General features: G+C 67.3%; 14 protein-coding genes. 4 read left to right on the top strand and 10 right to left on the bottom strand.

The annotated features are described in order from the left end of the window. Positions 1–6: 6 nt before the first annotated feature. The gene (locus tag HDC31_RS08705; protein WP_179516017.1) at positions 7–1182 is read right to left on the bottom strand and encodes a cysteine desulfurase family protein; all 1176 of its coding nucleotides are present in this window, start codon (positions 1180–1182) and stop codon (positions 7–9) included. Between the two features lie 100 nt (positions 1183–1282). Between HDC31_RS08705 and glgX the strand changes: the two genes are divergently transcribed. The 3 genes from glgX (at position 1283) to glgB (ending at position 7694) form a co-directional block, all read left to right on the top strand. Then, positions 1283–3355: a glycogen debranching protein GlgX gene (gene glgX, locus HDC31_RS08700; RefSeq protein WP_127012217.1), complete on the top strand. Its 2073-nt coding sequence runs from the start codon at positions 1283–1285 to the stop codon at positions 3353–3355. 65 nt (positions 3356–3420) lie between these two features. Further along, positions 3421–5493 (top strand): maltotransferase domain-containing protein, encoded by a 2073-nt coding sequence (locus HDC31_RS08695; RefSeq protein ID WP_308472270.1) that lies wholly within the window; start codon positions 3421–3423, stop codon positions 5491–5493. Further along, a complete protein-coding gene (gene glgB / locus HDC31_RS08690) occupies positions 5490–7694 on the top strand; it encodes a 1,4-alpha-glucan branching protein GlgB (protein WP_113681930.1) in 2205 nt (734 codons plus the stop codon). Before HDC31_RS08695 ends, glgB begins: the two co-directional genes overlap by 4 nt. Before the next feature lie 55 nt (positions 7695–7749). Here the strand turns inward: glgB and HDC31_RS08685 are convergent, their stop codons facing one another. Together HDC31_RS08685 and HDC31_RS08680 are read right to left on the bottom strand one after the other, a co-directional pair. Then, the gene (locus HDC31_RS08685) at positions 7750–8673 is read right to left on the bottom strand and encodes a tetratricopeptide repeat protein (protein WP_179516016.1); all 924 of its coding nucleotides are present in this window, start codon (positions 8671–8673) and stop codon (positions 7750–7752) included. Continuing rightward, positions 8670–10619, bottom strand: coding sequence for a hypothetical protein (locus HDC31_RS08680; RefSeq protein ID WP_058630618.1), 1950 nt, complete (start codon positions 10617–10619; stop codon positions 8670–8672). Before HDC31_RS08680 ends, HDC31_RS08685 begins: the two co-directional genes overlap by 4 nt. A 179-nt stretch (positions 10620–10798) precedes the next feature. Here HDC31_RS08680 and HDC31_RS08675 point away from each other — a divergent pair, with 179 nt between their 5' ends. Next, complete coding sequence (locus tag HDC31_RS08675) at positions 10799–11860, top strand: AI-2E family transporter (RefSeq protein WP_046747060.1); 1062 nt, start codon at positions 10799–10801, stop codon at positions 11858–11860. A 19-nt stretch (positions 11861–11879) separates the two neighbouring features. Here HDC31_RS08675 and HDC31_RS08670 read toward each other — a convergent pair whose 3' ends face one another. From HDC31_RS08670 to pyrH, 7 genes are all read right to left on the bottom strand, one after another. Further along, on the bottom strand, positions 11880–12602 hold the full coding sequence (locus tag HDC31_RS08670) for an alpha/beta hydrolase (protein ID WP_058630617.1): 723 nt from the start codon (positions 12600–12602) through the stop codon (positions 11880–11882). Beyond that, positions 12599–12886, bottom strand: coding sequence for a hypothetical protein (locus tag HDC31_RS20225; RefSeq protein WP_113681927.1), 288 nt, complete (start codon positions 12884–12886; stop codon positions 12599–12601). Before HDC31_RS20225 ends, HDC31_RS08670 begins: the two co-directional genes overlap by 4 nt. Positions 12887–12895: 9 nt before the next feature. Continuing rightward, complete coding sequence (locus HDC31_RS08665) at positions 12896–13540, bottom strand: transglycosylase SLT domain-containing protein (RefSeq protein WP_046747097.1); 645 nt, start codon at positions 13538–13540, stop codon at positions 12896–12898. Between the two features lie 96 nt (positions 13541–13636). After that, positions 13637–14215 (bottom strand): DivIVA domain-containing protein, encoded by a 579-nt coding sequence (locus HDC31_RS08660; protein ID WP_058630616.1) that lies wholly within the window; start codon positions 14213–14215, stop codon positions 13637–13639. Beyond that, positions 14215–15360: a phosphatidate cytidylyltransferase gene (locus tag HDC31_RS08655; RefSeq protein WP_061018443.1), complete on the bottom strand. Its 1146-nt coding sequence runs from the start codon at positions 15358–15360 to the stop codon at positions 14215–14217. Before HDC31_RS08655 ends, HDC31_RS08660 begins: the two co-directional genes overlap by 1 nt. Before the next feature lie 5 nt (positions 15361–15365). Next, entirely contained in the window at positions 15366–15920 is a 555-nt protein-coding gene (gene frr / locus HDC31_RS08650) for a ribosome recycling factor (RefSeq protein WP_017830710.1), read from the bottom strand. A gap of 67 nt (positions 15921–15987) precedes the next feature. After that, entirely contained in the window at positions 15988–16704 is a 717-nt protein-coding gene (pyrH, locus tag HDC31_RS08645) for a UMP kinase (RefSeq protein ID WP_046747064.1), read from the bottom strand. Positions 16705–16724: the final 20 nt, after the last annotated feature.

The raw sequence follows: 16724 nt of genomic DNA, 5'->3' as shown, positions 1-16724 counted from the left end.
ACCAGTCTACGAGCGTGCGGCTGTGCCGGCGCCGGATGCGCGCGTGTACGCCTCGGCGATCGCACCGAGCACGGCATCGACGTCGCTCTCGGTCGATGTCCGCCCGAGCGAGAAGCGCAGCACGCTGCGGGCGTCGCGCTCCGGGCGTCCCATCGCCATCACGACATGCGAAGGTTCGGCCACGCCCGCCTGGCAGGCTGATCCGGTCGACGCCGCCACCCCTGCGACGTCGAGCAGGAACAGCAGGCTCTCCCCCACCGCACCCGGGAACAGCATGTGCGCGTTGCCGGGAAGACGGTCGGTCGGGTCGCCCAGGAGCTCGGCCGTCGGCACCGCGGCAACGATCCCGGCCACGAGGCGGTCGCGCAGCGCACTGAGACGCGCAGCCTCGTCCTGTCGTTCGTGCTCCGCGAGTTCGAGAGCCACGGCGAGGGCGGCGGCTCCGGCGACATCCTGTGTGCCGGCGCGCAGGCCTCGTTGCTGGGCTCCCCCGCGTAGCAACGCCGTGAGCCGGGCGGAGCGGGCGGTGACGAGCACCCCGACCCCCACCGGTGCGCCGATCTTGTGACCGGCGAGGCTCATCGCGACGAGCCCGACCCCGCTGTCCGCCTCTCCTCGAAGGCCTCGGAACGACAAGGGCACGTGGCCGAGCGCAGCGACCGCGTCGAGGTGGAGGGGAACTCCGGCACCGGCGGACCCTGCCGCAAGCGACCGTGCGTCGTTGATCGTCCCGGCCTCGTTGTTCGCCACCAGGGCCGTGGCGAGGGCAGCTCCGGGAAGAGCCTCGGCGAAGCGCTCCGGGACGATGCGCGCCGAGGGCGAGACCGGCACCTGTCGCACCTCCGCCCCCTCATCGAGGAGCGCTGCGACGGTGTCCGTGGTCGCGTGGTGCTCGGCGTCGGGCATCACGATCGCCGACGTCCCCGTGGGCCGGGCGCGCCACAAACCCTGCAACGCCAGGTTGATCGATTCGGTGCCGCCTGAGGTGAACACGATCTCGATCGGGTCGGCCTCCAGCACCGCCGCCACGCGCTCACGGGACTCCTCGAGAAGCCGTCGTGCGTCCTGGCCGGCGCCATGAGTCGAGGAGGCGTTGCCCACCGTCTCCGACGCTGCCAGCCACGCCTCACGCGCTTCGGGGCGCAGGGGCGTGGTCGCCGCGTGGTCGAGATAGTGCCGCATCCTTCGATTCTCTCGCGAAACCGTCGGGAGAGGGCCTTCGCGCCTGGGACCGGGTCCTCCTTGTCATGAGACGGCAACACATCACGCCTAATGTGTACTCATGCCCGCGTCCCGAGACCTCACCGCGCCCGGCGGCCCCGTCCTCGACAACCTCGGCGTCCGTCTGCACGACGGTGTCGGCACACTGCGTGTCTGGTCGCAGAACGCCTCATCCGTCGAACTGGTCGTCTTCGACGCGACCGATCTCGACTGGGCGACCGATCAAGTGGCGCTCGAGCGGCTGCCAGGGGGGATCTGGGAAGTCACGACGGAGATGCTCCAGCCGGGGGTTCGCTACGCGATCCGCGTCAGCGGCCCACACGGCCCGGGCAACACCTTCAACCCGGAGACCCTGCTGCTGGACCCCTACGCTCGCGGCCTCGCGCAAGGAGACGGGTACGAGGAATGGCGCTCGGTCGTCATCGTCGACGGTTTCGACTGGGGCGACTCGCAGAAGCCGCGCGTGCCCCTGGACCGCACCGTGATCTACGAAGGTCACGTCAAGGGGCTCACGAAGCGTCACCCGGACGTCCCACCCGCGCTGCACGGCACCTACGCCGGTCTCGCGCACCCCGCGATGATCGAGTACTTCCACGAGCTGGGCATCACTTCGATCGAGCTGCTGCCTGTGCACGCCTTCGTGCCGGAACCACGACTCCTCGAACGCGGACTCACGAACTACTGGGGCTACAACACCCTGAACTTCTTCACTCCGCACACCGCCTACGCGACGGAGGAGGCTCGGAAGGCGGGCCCCGAAGCCGTACTGGCCGAGTTCAAGGGCATGGTGCGGCTGCTGCACGAGGCGGGGCTCGAAGTGATCCTCGACGTCGTGTACAACCACACCTCGGAGGAGGGTATCGGCGGCCCCAGATCGAGCCTGCGGGGCATCGACAACGCGAGCTACTACCGTCAGGACGAGTCCGGGATCTACATCGACACCACGGGCTGCGGCAACACCCTCAACACATCGACCGCTGCGGGCGCGAGACTCGTGCTGGACTCGCTGCGCTACTGGGCGCAGGAGATGCAGATCGACGGGTTCCGCTTCGACCTCGCCACCGCCATCGCGCGAGACGAGACGCACGCCTACTCGCCGGAGCACCCGCTCCTCGCCGCCATCGCGGATGATCCCGTCCTCGCAGACGCCAAGCTCATCGCCGAACCGTGGGATGTGGGCCTCGGTGGCTGGCAGACGGGGAACTTCCCCGCCGGCTGGCATGAATGGAACGACCGCTATCGCGACAGGGTGCGCAACTTCTGGTTGAGTGACATCGACTACGCGCGCCGCGCGTCCGCCCCGGTCGGCATCGGCGGGTTCGCGACCCGCCTCGCCGGATCCTCCAACACGTTCAGCGAAGACCGCGGCCCGCTCGCCAGCGTGAACTTCGTGACCGCCCACGATGGATTCACCCTGCATGATCTCGTCTCCTACGACGTGAAGCACAACGAGGCGAACGGCGAGCACAACCGCGACGGCGCCGATATGAACCGCGCCTTCAACCACGGCGTCGAGGGGCCCACCGACGACCCGGCGATCCTCGCCGCCCGCCGCAAGGCGATGCGGAACCTCTTGGGGACCCTTCTGCTCTCTGCAGGTATCCCGATGCTCACTGCCGGCGATGAAGTGGGCCGCACCCAGCGAGGCAACAACAACGCCTACGCTCAGGACTCCGTGCTCACCTGGCTCGGCTGGGAGTTCGAGCCGTGGCAAGAGGACCTGCGCGCCCACGTCTCGCGCCTGATCCGCCTTCGTCAGGAGAACCCCGCACTGCGCCCCAGCCGCTATGCGCGACTCGGCGAGCATATTCCCAATGCCTCGGTGATGGACTGGTACGACCAGAACGGCGAGACGATGGAACAGGAGCAATGGGCCGACCCCGGCAACAGAACGCTGCAGTACGTCGCCGCCTCCACGCCTGATACCGAGGCGCACAACCGCATCCTGCTCATCGTGCACGGAACCGAGTCCCCCGTCGATGTCCGTCTCCCCGAGGAGATTGATGGAGCGACGCGCTTCGTCTCGCTGTGGTCGAGCGCGCAGGAACGTCCCTCTGACGACGCCGAGGTCTTCGCACCCGGCGATGTCCTTCCGGTGTCCGGCACGTCGATGAGGCTTTTCCGCGTGGAATGAGTCCGGCGGCCGACGCACCATCCTGCGCGCTACCCGCCACCACGTCCGCGCGGTACATTCGGGAGGTGGCTGCTCGTGCTGGTACTCGGTCCTCGGCTCTTCGGAGCCCCGCTCAGATCCCGGCGCGCGCCGCGGACGGAGCAGATGCTCCCGGCTCGTTGCGGACGACGCGTATCCCGCTCCTCGAGCCTGCGCCCACCGTCCCTGGCGGGTTCACTCCGAAGGCCTTCGTCGGCGAGGTCGTCCCGTTCCGGGTGGTCGCGTTCCGAGAGGGGCACGACATCATCGGCGTGCATGTCCGCCTCACATCGCCCTCCGGCGAAGAGAGCCTGCATCGCCTCACGCCGCGCGATGACGGCACCGACGCGTGGGTGGCGGAGATCGCGCTCGACGAGCAGGGCTCCTGGAGCTACCGGTTCGAAGCCTTCTCCGACGACTTCGCGACCTGGGCCCACGCCGCCGCGCTGAAGGTGGCGGCCGGCGTCGACGTCCCGGTCATGGCGGCGCTCGGCGCCGATCTCCTCACCACCGCCGCCGCTGAGAAGGACCGTCCTGCAGCGCAGCGGAGACGACTGGCCGCTGATGCCCTCTCGCTCCGCAACGGAGATGCCGCGACGACCATCGCCCTTTCGACGGATGCAGAGCTCGCACAGATCTTCCGAGAGCGTCCTGTCACGTCGCTGCGCTCCGTCACACTCCCCCAGATGCTGGACGTCGACCGGCGCGCCGCGGGTGTCGGCGCCTGGTACGAGTTCTTCCCGCGCTCCGAGGGCGCCAGACGCCTCAAGGACGGTACGGTCAGGAGCGGTACGTTCCGTACGGCGACACGACGGCTGCCCGAGGTCGCAGCCATGGGGTTCGACGTCGTCTACCTGGTCCCCATCCATCCGATCGGCACGACCAACCGCAAGGGCCGCAACAACACCCTCGCGGCCGAACCGGGAGACCCGGGCTCCCCGTACGCGATCGGCGCAGCGGAGGGCGGACACGACGCCATCCATCCGGACCTCGGCTCGGCCCAGGATTTCCGCGCCTTCGTGCGTGCAGCCCGGAAGGAGGGCCTGGAAGTCGCTCTCGATCTTGCGCTGCAAGCCTCTCCCGACAACCCGTGGGTGCAGGAGCATCCTGAGTGGTTCACGACCCTCCCCGACGGGACGATCGCCTACGCCGAGAACCCGCCGAAGAAGTACCAGGACATCTACCCGCTCAACTTCGACAATGATCCCGCGGGCATCTACGCCGAGATGCTGCGCGTCGTGCAGCACTGGGTTGCGCAGGGCGTGAAGATCTTCCGCGTCGACAACCCGCACACCAAGCCGCTCCAGTTCTGGGAGTGGCTCATCGCCGAGGTGAATGCGGCCGACCCCGACGTCATCTTCCTGGCTGAGGCGTTCACACGCCCGGCGGTCATGCGCGCGCTCGCGGCCGTGGGCTTCCAGCAGAGCTACAGCTACTTCACGTGGCGCAACACGAAGGCGGAGCTCGAGGAGTTCCTGACGTCGGTGTCGCAGGAGACCTCCGACTACATGCGTCCGAACCTGTTCATGAACACGCATGACATCCTCACCGAGTACCTGCAGTTCGGCGGCAGGGCGGCCTACCGTATCCGGGCCTGCATCGCGGCGACGGCCGGCCCCGTCTACGGCGTGTACGCCGGATACGAGCTGTTCGAGAACGTCGCCAGGCCCGGCTCGGAAGAGAACATCGACAACGAGAAGTACGAGTTCAAGTTCCGCGACTGGGCGGGAGCCGAAGCCAGAGGCGAATCGCTCGCTCCCCTCCTGCGCAGACTCAACGCTATCCGGGAGGCACACCCGGCGCTGCAGCAGCTTCGCAACTTCCGGGTGCACTGGAGCGACGACGACGCCGTTCTCGTCTACAGCAAGCACCTTGCTGCCGAGTTCACCGGTACCGGACGCCCGGACACCATCATCGTGGTCGCCAACGTCGATCCGCACTCGGTTCGCGAGACGACCGTGCACCTCGACACGACGCAATGGGGAATCCCGCTGGGGGAAGCCTTCGAGGTGGAGGATCTCCTCACCGGAGCGATCTGGACCTGGAGCGACCACAACTACGTACGACTCGACGCGTTCGCCGAGCCGGTGCACATCCTGAAGGTGAGGGAGCGATCATGAGCTACACCGAAGACGTCGCGGCATCCACCGAGTGGGAGGCGATCTCAGCGGCCACGCATCACGATCCGCACGCGGTTCTCGGAGCGCACGCGCACAAGGATGCCGCTGATCGTACCGTCACCGTCATCCGGGCGAGACGCCCCCTCGCAGGTGCGGTCGCTGCCGTGTTCGCCGACGGGAGCAGGCTCGAACTCTCCCATGTGGCGCACGGCATCTGGGAAGCTCAGCACGACGGCCCTCCACTCCCGTATCGGATCGCGACGCGGTACGGCGATCACGAGGAGACGGTCGTCGGCGACCCCTACCGCCATCCCCCGACTCTGGGCGACCTCGACCTCCACCTCATCGCTGAGGGGCGTCACGAACGTCTCTGGGAGGTGCTGGGAGCACACGTGCGCACCTTCGACGGAGAGATCGGCGCCTCATTCGCCGTCTGGGCCCCGAATGCCTCAGCGGTGCGCGTGGTCGGTGACCACAACGGCTGGAACGGCGAGTCGCACGCCATGCGCTCGATGGGAGTCAGCGGCGTCTGGGAGCTCTTCGTCCCCGGGATCCCGATCGGCACCAGGTACAAGTATCAGATCCGCACCCGCGACGGCGCGTGGATCCTCAAGGCCGATCCGATGGCGCTCGCGGCGGAGGTGCCGCCGGACACAGCGTCCGTGGTGACCACCTCCTCCCACTCCTGGTCCGATGGCGCCTGGATGACCAGGAGGGCGGCCACCCATGCCGTCGCGCAACCGCTGTCGGTCTACGAGGTCCACGTCGGATCGTGGCGAGGTGGACTTGGCTATCGCGAGATCGCGGATCCGCTCATCCAGCACGTGACGGACGCGGGATTCACCCATGTCGAGTTCATGCCGCTCGCGGAGCACCCCTTCGGCGGATCCTGGGGATACCAGGTGAGCGGGTACTACGCCCCGACCAGTCGTTTCGGCAGCCCCGACGACCTCCGCTACCTCATCGACCGGCTGCACCAGGCAGGCATCGGCGTCATCATGGACTGGGTGCCGGGTCACTTCCCCAAGGACGCCTTCGCCCTCGCCCGCTTCGACGGACAGCCGCTCTACGAGCACCCCGATCCGCGACGGGGAGAGCACCAGGACTGGGGGACGCTGATCTTCGACTACGGCAGGCCGGAGGTACGGGGATTCCTCGTCGCCAACGCGCTCTACTGGCTCGAGGAGTTCCACGTCGACGGCCTTCGCGTTGACGCGGTCGCCTCCATGCTCTATCTCGACTACTCGCGCGAACCCGGCCAATGGGAGCCGAACATCCACGGCGGACGCGAGAACCTCGAGGCGATCCGCTTCCTGCAGGAGGTCAACGCCACCTCGTACCGGCTGCACCCGGGGATCCTGATGATCGCGGAGGAGTCGACCAGCTTCCCCGGGGTCACTGCTCCGACCGATCACGCGGGTCTGGGGTTCGGCTTCAAATGGAACATGGGGTGGATGAACGACTCGCTCCAGTACATCGCCCGCGACCCGATGTACCGCGGTCACCATGAAGGCGAGATGACCTTCTCCTTCGTGTACGCCTTCGGAGAGAACTACCTGCTTCCCATCAGTCACGACGAAGTCGTGCACGGCAAGGGCAGTCTGCTCGCCAAGATGCCGGGCGATCACTGGCACAAGCTCGCGAACGTCCGCGCGTATCTCGCCTACATGTGGGGTCATCCCGGCAAGAAGCTGCTCTTCATGGGGCAGGAATTCGGTCAGCTCGCCGAGTGGTCGGAGGGTCGGGAGCTGGACTGGTGGCTTCTCGACCAGCCCTCACACGCGCAGCTGCAGGACTTCGTCGGGGCAATGAACCGCTCCTACCGGGCGCAGGCGCCGCTGTGGGAGCGCGACAACGACGGCTCGTCGTTCAGCCGTCTCGGAGCGCCGAGCTGGGATCCCACGGTGATCGCCTTCGAACGACGTGACGCCCACGGGGGGCGCCTGGTCGTCGTCAGCAACTTCGCCGGCGTGGAACGCACGGGCTACCAGCTCAACCTGCCCCGCGAGGGCGTGTGGCAGGAGGTGCTCAACACGGATGCCGCCGACTACGGGGGCCGCGGATCGGGGAACCTCGGCCTGGTGTACGCGAAGCCGCTAGAAGGCGGCGCTCCTGTCGCGAGCCTGACGCTGCCTGCGCTGTCCACTCTGTGGCTGCGGTACCAGTCCGACCCACACGTGCCGACCGTCAACCACGGCTGAGACGCCCTGGCGCGTACGCGCGCCAGGGCCGAGAACGGTACCGGAGAACGTCGCCCTAGAAGAGCAGCGACGACAGTCGGTTGCGCGCCGACACCACTCGCGGATCCTCCGCGCCGATGAGTCCGAAGAGCTCGACAAGACGCTCCCTCACCGGAGTGCGCTGATCCGCCGGGAGCTGCGCGAACAGGTCGAGCAGCCTGCCGAAGGCGTCTTCCAAGTGTCCCCCGGCGAGATCGAGGTCGGCCACGTCGAACTGCGCCTGGACATCGAGCGGGCCATCCGCTGCCGCAGCGCGCGCCGCCTGCAGATCGAGGCCCTGCACGCGGTCGAGGAGGCGCACCTGGCCGAGCCCCGCGATCGCGTCCGCGTCACGGGGGTTCTCCGCGAGCGCCTTCTCATAGGCCGTGATGGCCGCCGCGTAGTCCCCGAGCTCGATCGCTGCGAACGCCTCAGCGTGCAGCGGTGGAAGCTCCGGCTCTGCGGGGGGCGCCGGCTCTGCACCCTCCTCGGACACCGAGAGCGACCCGGTGACACCGTTCTGGGCCGCCACCTGGAGCAGCTGGGCGAACACATCGCGCACCTGCTGCTCGGGCACGGCACCCGTGAACATGGGCACGGGCTGCCCGGCGATCAGCGCGACCACCATCGGGATCGACTGCGCGCGGAAGCTCTGGGCGAGCTGGGGATTCGCATCGACGTCGACCTTGGCGAGCAGCACTCGTCCCCCGAGTTCGCGCGTCACCTTCTCGATGATCGGGCTCAGCTGCTTGCACGGACCACACCACTCCGCCCAGAGGTCGACGACCACGGGGACGGTCCGCGAGAGCTCGAGGATCTGTCCGAACGTCTCGTCGGTCGCATCGACGACGACATCGGCGACAGGCGGTGCGGAGGCCGCCTCGGTCGGAGTTGCCGGCCGGTTGCGGAGGCTCGACAGGTCCACGGCACCACGCAGGGCGGCGGGAGAGATCTCACTCATTTGATCACCTTCACGGACAGGAGGTCCTGGTGGGCTGCCAGGAGCCGGATCTGCTCCGTCGATCCCTTGGCAGGGACCGAGAAGAACAGCTGGAACTCGTAGGTCGTCTCGACGCCCTTCGCCGACTCGGTCGCGTCGGTGAGCGCCTTCGCCTGCGCGTTGTCACCGAAGCGGATGGAGACGTCCTCGCCGGTCGGCGTCACTGTTTCCGTATCGGTGAGGGTGACGGCGACGATGGCTCCGCTGTCGAGAGTCGTCATCGAGATGGGGGCATCCTGCGTCGCGGCCATATCGAAGGCCGCCTTCGAGGTTTCGGCGGCACCCTTGTCCGCGAGCGCCTGGACCACGGCCTGACGGCTGTCGGTGATCGACTTCGCGTAGGTGAGGGCGAGATCGTCGAACTTCCCGTACGACGCGCTCTGTTCCCCCTGATCGACGACGTCGGCGAACGTCGTGGCCAGATCGGCAGGAGGGATAGTGAGGAAGGCCGAGTCGGACGGCACGAGAGACGTGCCGAGCCAGGATGCAGCGACTTCCGGGAAGGCGGCGTCCGCAGACATCTCCGCCATGTGCGAAACCTTGTAGTTCGACCACGGGTCGGCCTGCGTCATCGTGAGCACGACGGGCGGCACGGTGTCGTCTCCCGTCTTCGACAGCATCAGGACGGTGCGAGGCCACTGGTCGGTCGCCTCGGGAAGCACGACCTCCACGTCGTCGGTCGGGATGGCGGCGGGCGGCACCGTCTCCGGGATCTTCGTCCGCAACGCGTACTCCGTCGTCCTGGTCGCGAGTGCGGGTCCTTCGAAGCGCGTCGCGAGCAGATCGAGATCGAGGGCTGCGTCGGCCTCACTCACGGTGCCGGCGAGAGATTTGAGGATGCGCTTGGCCTGAGCTTCGGTGACCGCCGGCGGCTTCTGGTTCTCCGGTGCGACCACCGTGGGGCTCGGCGAGGGGGTCGGCGAGGCGTCGCCCAGCTGCGGCCAGGAGTCGGACGAGCAACCGGCTGCGAGTATGGCTGTGAGCCCGAGCGCGGGGATCACGAGAAGACGGCGCCGACGACGAACGGTCGCGGCTCGCATCGATGTCTTGGAGCCGGGGTCTTTACCCTCGTCCACGATCTCGGCCTCCTCCGCATCGTCGTCCTGCCGTGGACTCGACTCCGCGGGGGCCGTCGCCGTGGCGGACTCGCTGTCTTCGATCGCCGCGCGCTCCGCGGGCGGAAGCGTGGCGAGGTCGATGGGCTCGGTGATCGGTAGCGGACCGGGTCCCTTGCGACGCGGACCACGGCCCCGACGCTGATGCCGGATGGCCAGGACGTAGAGGATGAGGCCGAGCAGCAGCATGACCCCACCCGCGACCATGAGCGGTCCGGCCCACGGGGTCGAGTTGTCGAGCGGCCAGGACACCACGATGTCATCGGGAGCGTCGGCGGTCCCGTCATAGGCGACGAGCAGACTCGTGCCTTCGGGAAGCTGCATGTTCTCCGCGGTGAGGCGATCCTCCTTGACGAAGGAGTCGAGCCAGAGGTCGGAGCCGCGCGGGTCACGGCCCGTCGGAGCGCCTTCTGACGGATCGGCCTGTCCGTCGCTCGGAGCATCGGTGGACGTGTCGGTCTCGGAGTCGGAGGCGGCGATGTGCTTGACGGCCAGATCGCCGTCCTTCTTCATCGTGACCTGGTTGTAGTCGGAGTCCGCGAGCCAGGCCTCCATGTCGGCCGTGCGACCGTAGCTGCCGAAGATCTCGCCCTGCCCACGGACGATCAGTGTCTGGGCACCGGGATTCGCTCGAAGAACATCGCCGTCGATGAGAACGAACGGTGCCGGTTCACTGATCTCGACCTGGGTCTTCTGAGTGGAGGGGCCCATGAAGATGGTGCGCTGAGCAATCCCTGCACCGATCAGTACGGCAGCCAGCACGAAGGCCACCACGGCCCATACGAAACGCACGAATAGTCTCCTCACGCATCACGGACCTCTGTCCGCGACGCAACACTCGACATTTCAGACTAGCGAAATCAGCTGTGTGTTGCCCACGAGCAGACGCAGTGACGGCTGGACCGGCACGTCGTCCGCGCCGACGAAGCGCGTCTGGATAATCTTGCGGGAGCCGTCCCGAGGAGTCTCCGATGAAGATCCACAATCCCTTCCGCACCGCCCTGGTGGCGACGCTCGGCGTGGGGTTGGGGATCCTGCTGATCAACAGCGTGCAGAATCTCTCCACCGTGCTGCTCTATCTCGGCACCGCCCTGTTCCTGAGTCTCGGACTCGACCCGCTCGTCTCGTTCCTCGAACGCCGACGGCTCCCCCGCTGGGCGGCCGTGTTGGTGACGATCCTCGCGGTGCTCGGCGTCTTCGTGAGCATCGTGCTCATCGTCCTCCCGGTCCTGGTGGACCAGATCTCCCAGCTGGTCGCCCAGATCTCGGCGATCGTCCAGCGCGGGAATCTGATCCCCGATCTCAAAGAGTGGATACAGGACGCCTTCCCGAACCTTCTCGTCGACGATGTGTTCACGTACGTCACCAACTGGTTGACGAGCAACCTCGCCGAGATCGGCGGATCCATCGGTCAGGGCGTGCTCGTTGCCAGCGGCGCTGTGCTGGGCGGTCTGTTCGGAGCGTTCATCGTCCTGATCCTGACGATCTACCTGACGGCATCGACGCCGTCGCTCAAGCGCGCTGTCTACCAGCTCGCGCCCGCGTCGAAGCGCGATCGATTCATCGACCTGTCGGAGCAGATCACCGACTCGGTCGGCTATTACGTCATGGGCCAGGTATCGCAGGGTGTGCTCAACGGTGTGCTCAGCGCGATCTACCTCTCGATCATCGATGCGCCCTTCCCCGCCGTCCTGGCCGTGATCGCCTTCTTCTTCTCGCTGATCCCGCTCGTCGGCACGCTCACCGGCTCGACGATCATCGTGCTGGTATGTCTCATCCCCGGACTCGGCTCCCCGGCGACCGCCATCGCCGCCGCGATCTACTACCTGATCTACATGCAGATCGAGGCGTACATCATCTCGCCTCGCATCATGAGCCGCGCCGTATCGGTGCCCGGTGCCGTGGTCGTGGTGGCGGCCCTCGCCGGAGGAAGCCTGCTCGGCCTCCTCGGCGCTCTGATCGCGATCCCCGTGGCCGCGAGCATCCTGATCATCTACCGCCAGGTGCTCATCCCTCGGATGAACGAGCTCTGACGTCGAGACCGTCAGCCTCTCAGTCGTCGGCGGGCCAGTGGGTGGCGAGAGGCAATGCGGAGGGGTTGACCGCCGCGACGATCTCGGTGAGCACGCGCCGCGTCTGCGTCTCGCCCACCCAGAGATGCTTGCCGCCCTCCACCGCGATGAGCGTGGCGTGCGGAATCGAGGCGAAGCGGTCCTTTGCCTCGGCCGGACGCAAATAGTCGTCGAGCTCCGGCACCAGGACCACGACGGTGCGGTCGGTCGACGCCCAGGCGGCGACCTCTTCCGGCGTGGCGCGGTGCAGCGGCGGCGAGAGAAGGATGATGCCTTCGATGTCGTGCTCCCGGCCGTACTTCAGAGCGAGCTCCGTGCCGAAGGACCATCCGAGCAGCCAGGGGCGCGGTAGAGCGCGCTCGCGGACGAAGTCCATCGCGGCGGCCACGTCGAACTGTTCAGCGGCTCCCCCGTCGAAACTCCCGTCGCTGGTGCCTCGTGGGGATGTGGTGCCTCGCGTGTTGAACCTCAGGACGGCCAGGTCTGCGAGGGCGGGCAGCCGTGCGGCCGCCTTCCGGATGATGTGCGAGTCCATGAAGCCGCCGGCGGTCGGCAGGGGATGCAACGTCACGAGCGTCGCGACCGGTGGTGCGTCCTCGGGCTGAGAGAGCTCCCCGACGAGGGTGAGGCCGTCCGCCGTGATCAGTTCGATGTCCTCGCGTCGTGCGGGCAACTCCAGCGGTCCACGGATCTCGATGGTCATGCAAGCCTCCAACAGCGCGTGTGCCAGTGCCGACGGGCCGCCAGGTCAGCGGCGTCCCCGAGTACCCCGTCCGCACGCCAGGCGACGAGATGAGCTGTCCCGGCGACGATGCCCCGGCCGCAGCCGGGGCACACGTACTCCTTCTGCGCCTGCGCGGCCGACACCGGTTGAACGGTCCACTCGCTGCCACGTCGAGTCTCGGTGCGCTTCCAGCCGGCGAGGAGACGATCGAATGAGTCCTCGGATTCAGGGCGCGCCGAAGGGCGTCTGCGAGAGCGGGGCATCGTGCCTGCTCACCACCAGTGGTTGTTGACCCAGAAGTTGTAGGCGCCGGCCCAGCTGCCGTAGCGGCCGGTCGCGTAGCCCGTCGCCCAGCGGAGGTTGTCGACCGGGTTGTAGCCGTTGCCGGGAACCTTGCTGCAGGGCAGAGCCTGCACCAGTCCACATGCCCCTGACGACTTGTTCGTGGCGTTGGGGTTCCAGCCGCTCTCACGCGATACGACGTAGTCGACGTACTGCCAGTCGCTCTGCGCGATACCGGCGGCGGCCATCCACTCCGCAGGAGCCCCACCACCCGTGTACGGAGGAAGCGCGCCGCGGGATGAACCGCCGGACGACCCGGTCTTGGGCGCTGCAGCAACCGTGGGGACGGGAGCCGGTTTCGGCTTCACGTACACTTCGAAGCCTCCGCGCACGACCGGCGCGATCTCGGCACCTTCGACGGTGACGGTGAGGTTCTGCGTGTCAGCGAGCGCGAGCGAATACGCCGAGTCCGGCGACTCCTCCGGTGCCGGCGCGGCCAGTGCTACCCCGGTCGGAGCGACGAGCGCGCCGGCGAAGCCGACGACCGCGAGGGCGCTGAAGACGCCGACGACGCCGCGGCTCCGAGACCAGCGACGGGTGCCCGTGCGCGCCGAACCGGCCTTCGCTGCGGGCACAGGCGAACGGTCGTTTCTGTCTAGAGTCATGTCGTTTCGGGAGTTCACGATGAGGGACAGTCTACGCAAGGTCGCCTGAATCGACCATCAGGAACCTCAACGAACCGCGAGGATGACGTCGATCGTGGCGTCGAGAAGGGCATCCACCTGCTCCTCGCGGTACCCGCCGCGCTGCATCCGGAAGGCTGCGGACCGCAGCTGCTCGGCGGTCAGGGCGTCCCCGTCACGCAGGTAACGAACGATGCGGGTCGACACGTGGTCGACCTCGTCGAGACGATAGCCGAAAGTGAGCACCCCGGTGCGGGCGAAACGATGCCGACGGGGGCGAGCCAGGTGATCCAAGATGACCTGCGCGTCCTCCCGTGCCCGCTCGACCCAGGCTCCGGCCCCCTGTGCGCGCACCACTCGCTCGCGTTCCCGCGCGGCGAAGGCATCTTCGACGCGTCCGAGTGCAGCATCGACATCGGCGACCACGTAGCCGTTCTTGACCAGAGGGAACGAGGCCGTCCGCACATCCTCCGCGCTGAGGTCAGCGCCGCCCTCTTCGAAGGCGCGGCGGGCCGAGGCGAGGAACGTGTCGACGGCTGCACGGTGGTATCCGCGCACGCGTCCGGAGGTGAGGGCGAACGCCGCGGGCGCCTGCGTGGGCTGTTCGTCCAACTGATCTTCGGTCATCACAGAGCCACCCAAGGAGAGAAGAGGAAGTAGAGACACAGAGCGGGGATGGTGGAGGGAAGGATGCTGTCGAGTCGATCGAGCAGCCCGCCGTGACCCGGCAACCAGGAACTCATGTCCTTGATGCCGAGGTCGCGCTTCAGCATGGATTCGCCCAGGTCGCCGAGCGTCGCTGAGAGCAGGATCGAGACACCGAACACGAGGCCGCACCACCACGGCAGCTCCAGGAGGAAGATCGCCAGCAGCACGCCAGCGGCGATGGACGCGGCGACCGCACCTCCGAACCCTTCCCAGGTCTTCTTCGGACTGATCTTCGGCGCCATGGGGTGTCGGCCGAAGGCCAGACCGGCGGCGTAGGCACCCGTGTCGGCGGCGACGGCGATCGCGATGAAGCTGAGCACCCACCACTCACCGCCCTCCTGCTTGAGCAGGATGAGCGCGATACCCGCGAGGAAGGGGACGTACACCTGGACGAAGCCGCTGATCACGGCGTCTGCGAGCACGTCGCCGTAAGTCCGTCCGTCCTTCTCCACCATCTGCGCGATGAGTCGCCAGACGATCACGAAGGCAACGGACACGAAGAGCATCACCCAGCAGAGCCACGGCTCCGCGAAGTATGCCGAAAGCACCAGGAAAGTGGCTGCGATCAGTTGGGGCACCACGTCGACTCGCCGCCCGGAACCCCGCAGGGCTCTCGAGAGCTCGTACACGCCCAGCAACGCGGCCGCGAGGGCGAACGGGACGAAGAGCACCTTGAGGAAGAGCAGGGAGCCGAGCAGCGCAGCTCCGAACGCGAGGCCGATCACCGTGGCGAGGATGAGATCCCGGCCGGTGCGCTCCTTGATGCGCTCGTTCGCCTGGTCGAGCTGGTCACGTGCGTGGGAGACGTGGCTGCCGAGCTCATCCCTCGCCGCCCGCCACTGCTCGCGGATGGCGTTGTGATCTGCCGTGTCCAGGGAGCTGATGTCCCCGACTGCGACGCGGTCCGCGGGGGCTGGAAGTGGCGGCCGAGGGGGTACCTCGGCACTGTCGAACGTGGGGAACGCCGCATCGACGAGCGGGACGCCTTCGGACGGGGTACCGTGATGCGCGTCTCGACGCGCGAACGGCTTGTCGTCGTCGGCATCTCGCGTTTCGTCAGACATCCCGACTACACCTCGAGGAGTTCTGCCTCTTTGCGCTTCAGCGCGTCATCGATGAGATCGACATGCTGGCGCGTCAGAACATCGAGCTCCTTCTCACCGCGAGCGATCTCATCCTCGCCGAGCTCGCTCTTGAGCGCGTCCAGCTCATCCTTGGCCTTGCGGCGGATGCCACGGACGTGGACCTTCGCGTCCTCTGCCTTGGTCTTGACGAGCTTGACGTACTCCTTGCGCCGCTCGGCGGTGAGCTCCGGCATTGTCACACGCACCAGGTTGCCGTCGTTCGTGGGATTCGCACCGAGGTTCGGCATGTCGCGGATGGCCTGCTCGATCGCCTTCAGAGCGGACTTGTCGTACGGCGTGATGATGAGCGTCCGCGCCTCCTGGTTCGCCAGGGACGCGAGCTGCGCGATCGGCGTGGGAGTGCCGTAGTAGTCCACGAGCACCTTCTGGAACATCTGCGGGTTCGCACGACCGGTGCGCACCGTGGAGAAGTCCTCCTTGGCAGCTTCGACCGCCCGGTTCATGCGAGTGGTGGTTTCAGCGAGGACGTCCGCGATCACGGTGACTCCTATCGTCGGGGTGTTCTGCAAATTCTATCGGGCGAAGTCGTCTCCGCCCGTCGCACACTCAGGTGGTGACCAGCGTGCCGATCGGGTCTCCGAGCAGAGCGCGGGTGACGTTGCCCGCCGGCTCCATGCCGAAGACCCGCATGTTCATGTTGTTGTCCATGCAGAGACTGAACGCTGTCGAATCGACCACCTTCAGGCCCCGCTGCAGTGCGTCGCTGTAGGTGACCCGCTCGATGCGCTCGGCGTCGGCGTGCTTGTTCGGATCCGCGGTGTAGATGGCATCGACGCCGTTCTTGGCGACGAGGACCTCCTCCGCACCGATCTCCAGCGCACGCTGAGCCGCGACCGTGTCGGTCGAGAAGTACGGAAGACCCGCGCCGGCTCCGAAGATCACGACGCGCCCCTTCTCGAGGTGACGCTCAGCCCGACGCGGGATGTAGGGCTCCGCGACCTGAGTCATCGAGATCGCCGACTGCACGCGCGTGGCGGCACCGGCCTGCTCGAGGAAGTCCTGCAACGCAAGTGCGTTCATGACCGTGCCGAGCATTCCCATGTAATCGGCGCGTCCACGGTCCATGCCGCGCTGGCTCAGCTCGGCTCCGCGGAAGAAGTTCCCTCCCCCGACGACGATCGCCACCTCGACGCGGTCGACGGCAGCGGCGATGTCGCGCGCGATCTGGCTGACGACATCCGGGTTGACGCCCAGCTGTCCAGCGCCGAAGGCCTCTCCGGAGAGCTTGAGAAGGACGCGGCGGCGTCCGGTGCGTTCAGTCATGGGTGGGTGTCCTCTCGTCC

The organism is Microbacterium sp. JAI119, assembly GCF_013410135.1.
Taxonomy (GTDB): domain Bacteria; phylum Actinomycetota; class Actinomycetes; order Actinomycetales; family Microbacteriaceae; genus Microbacterium; species Microbacterium oxydans.
The sequence above is the reverse complement of the archived record's forward strand: the minus strand, read 5'-3'. Positions and strand labels throughout refer to the sequence as shown.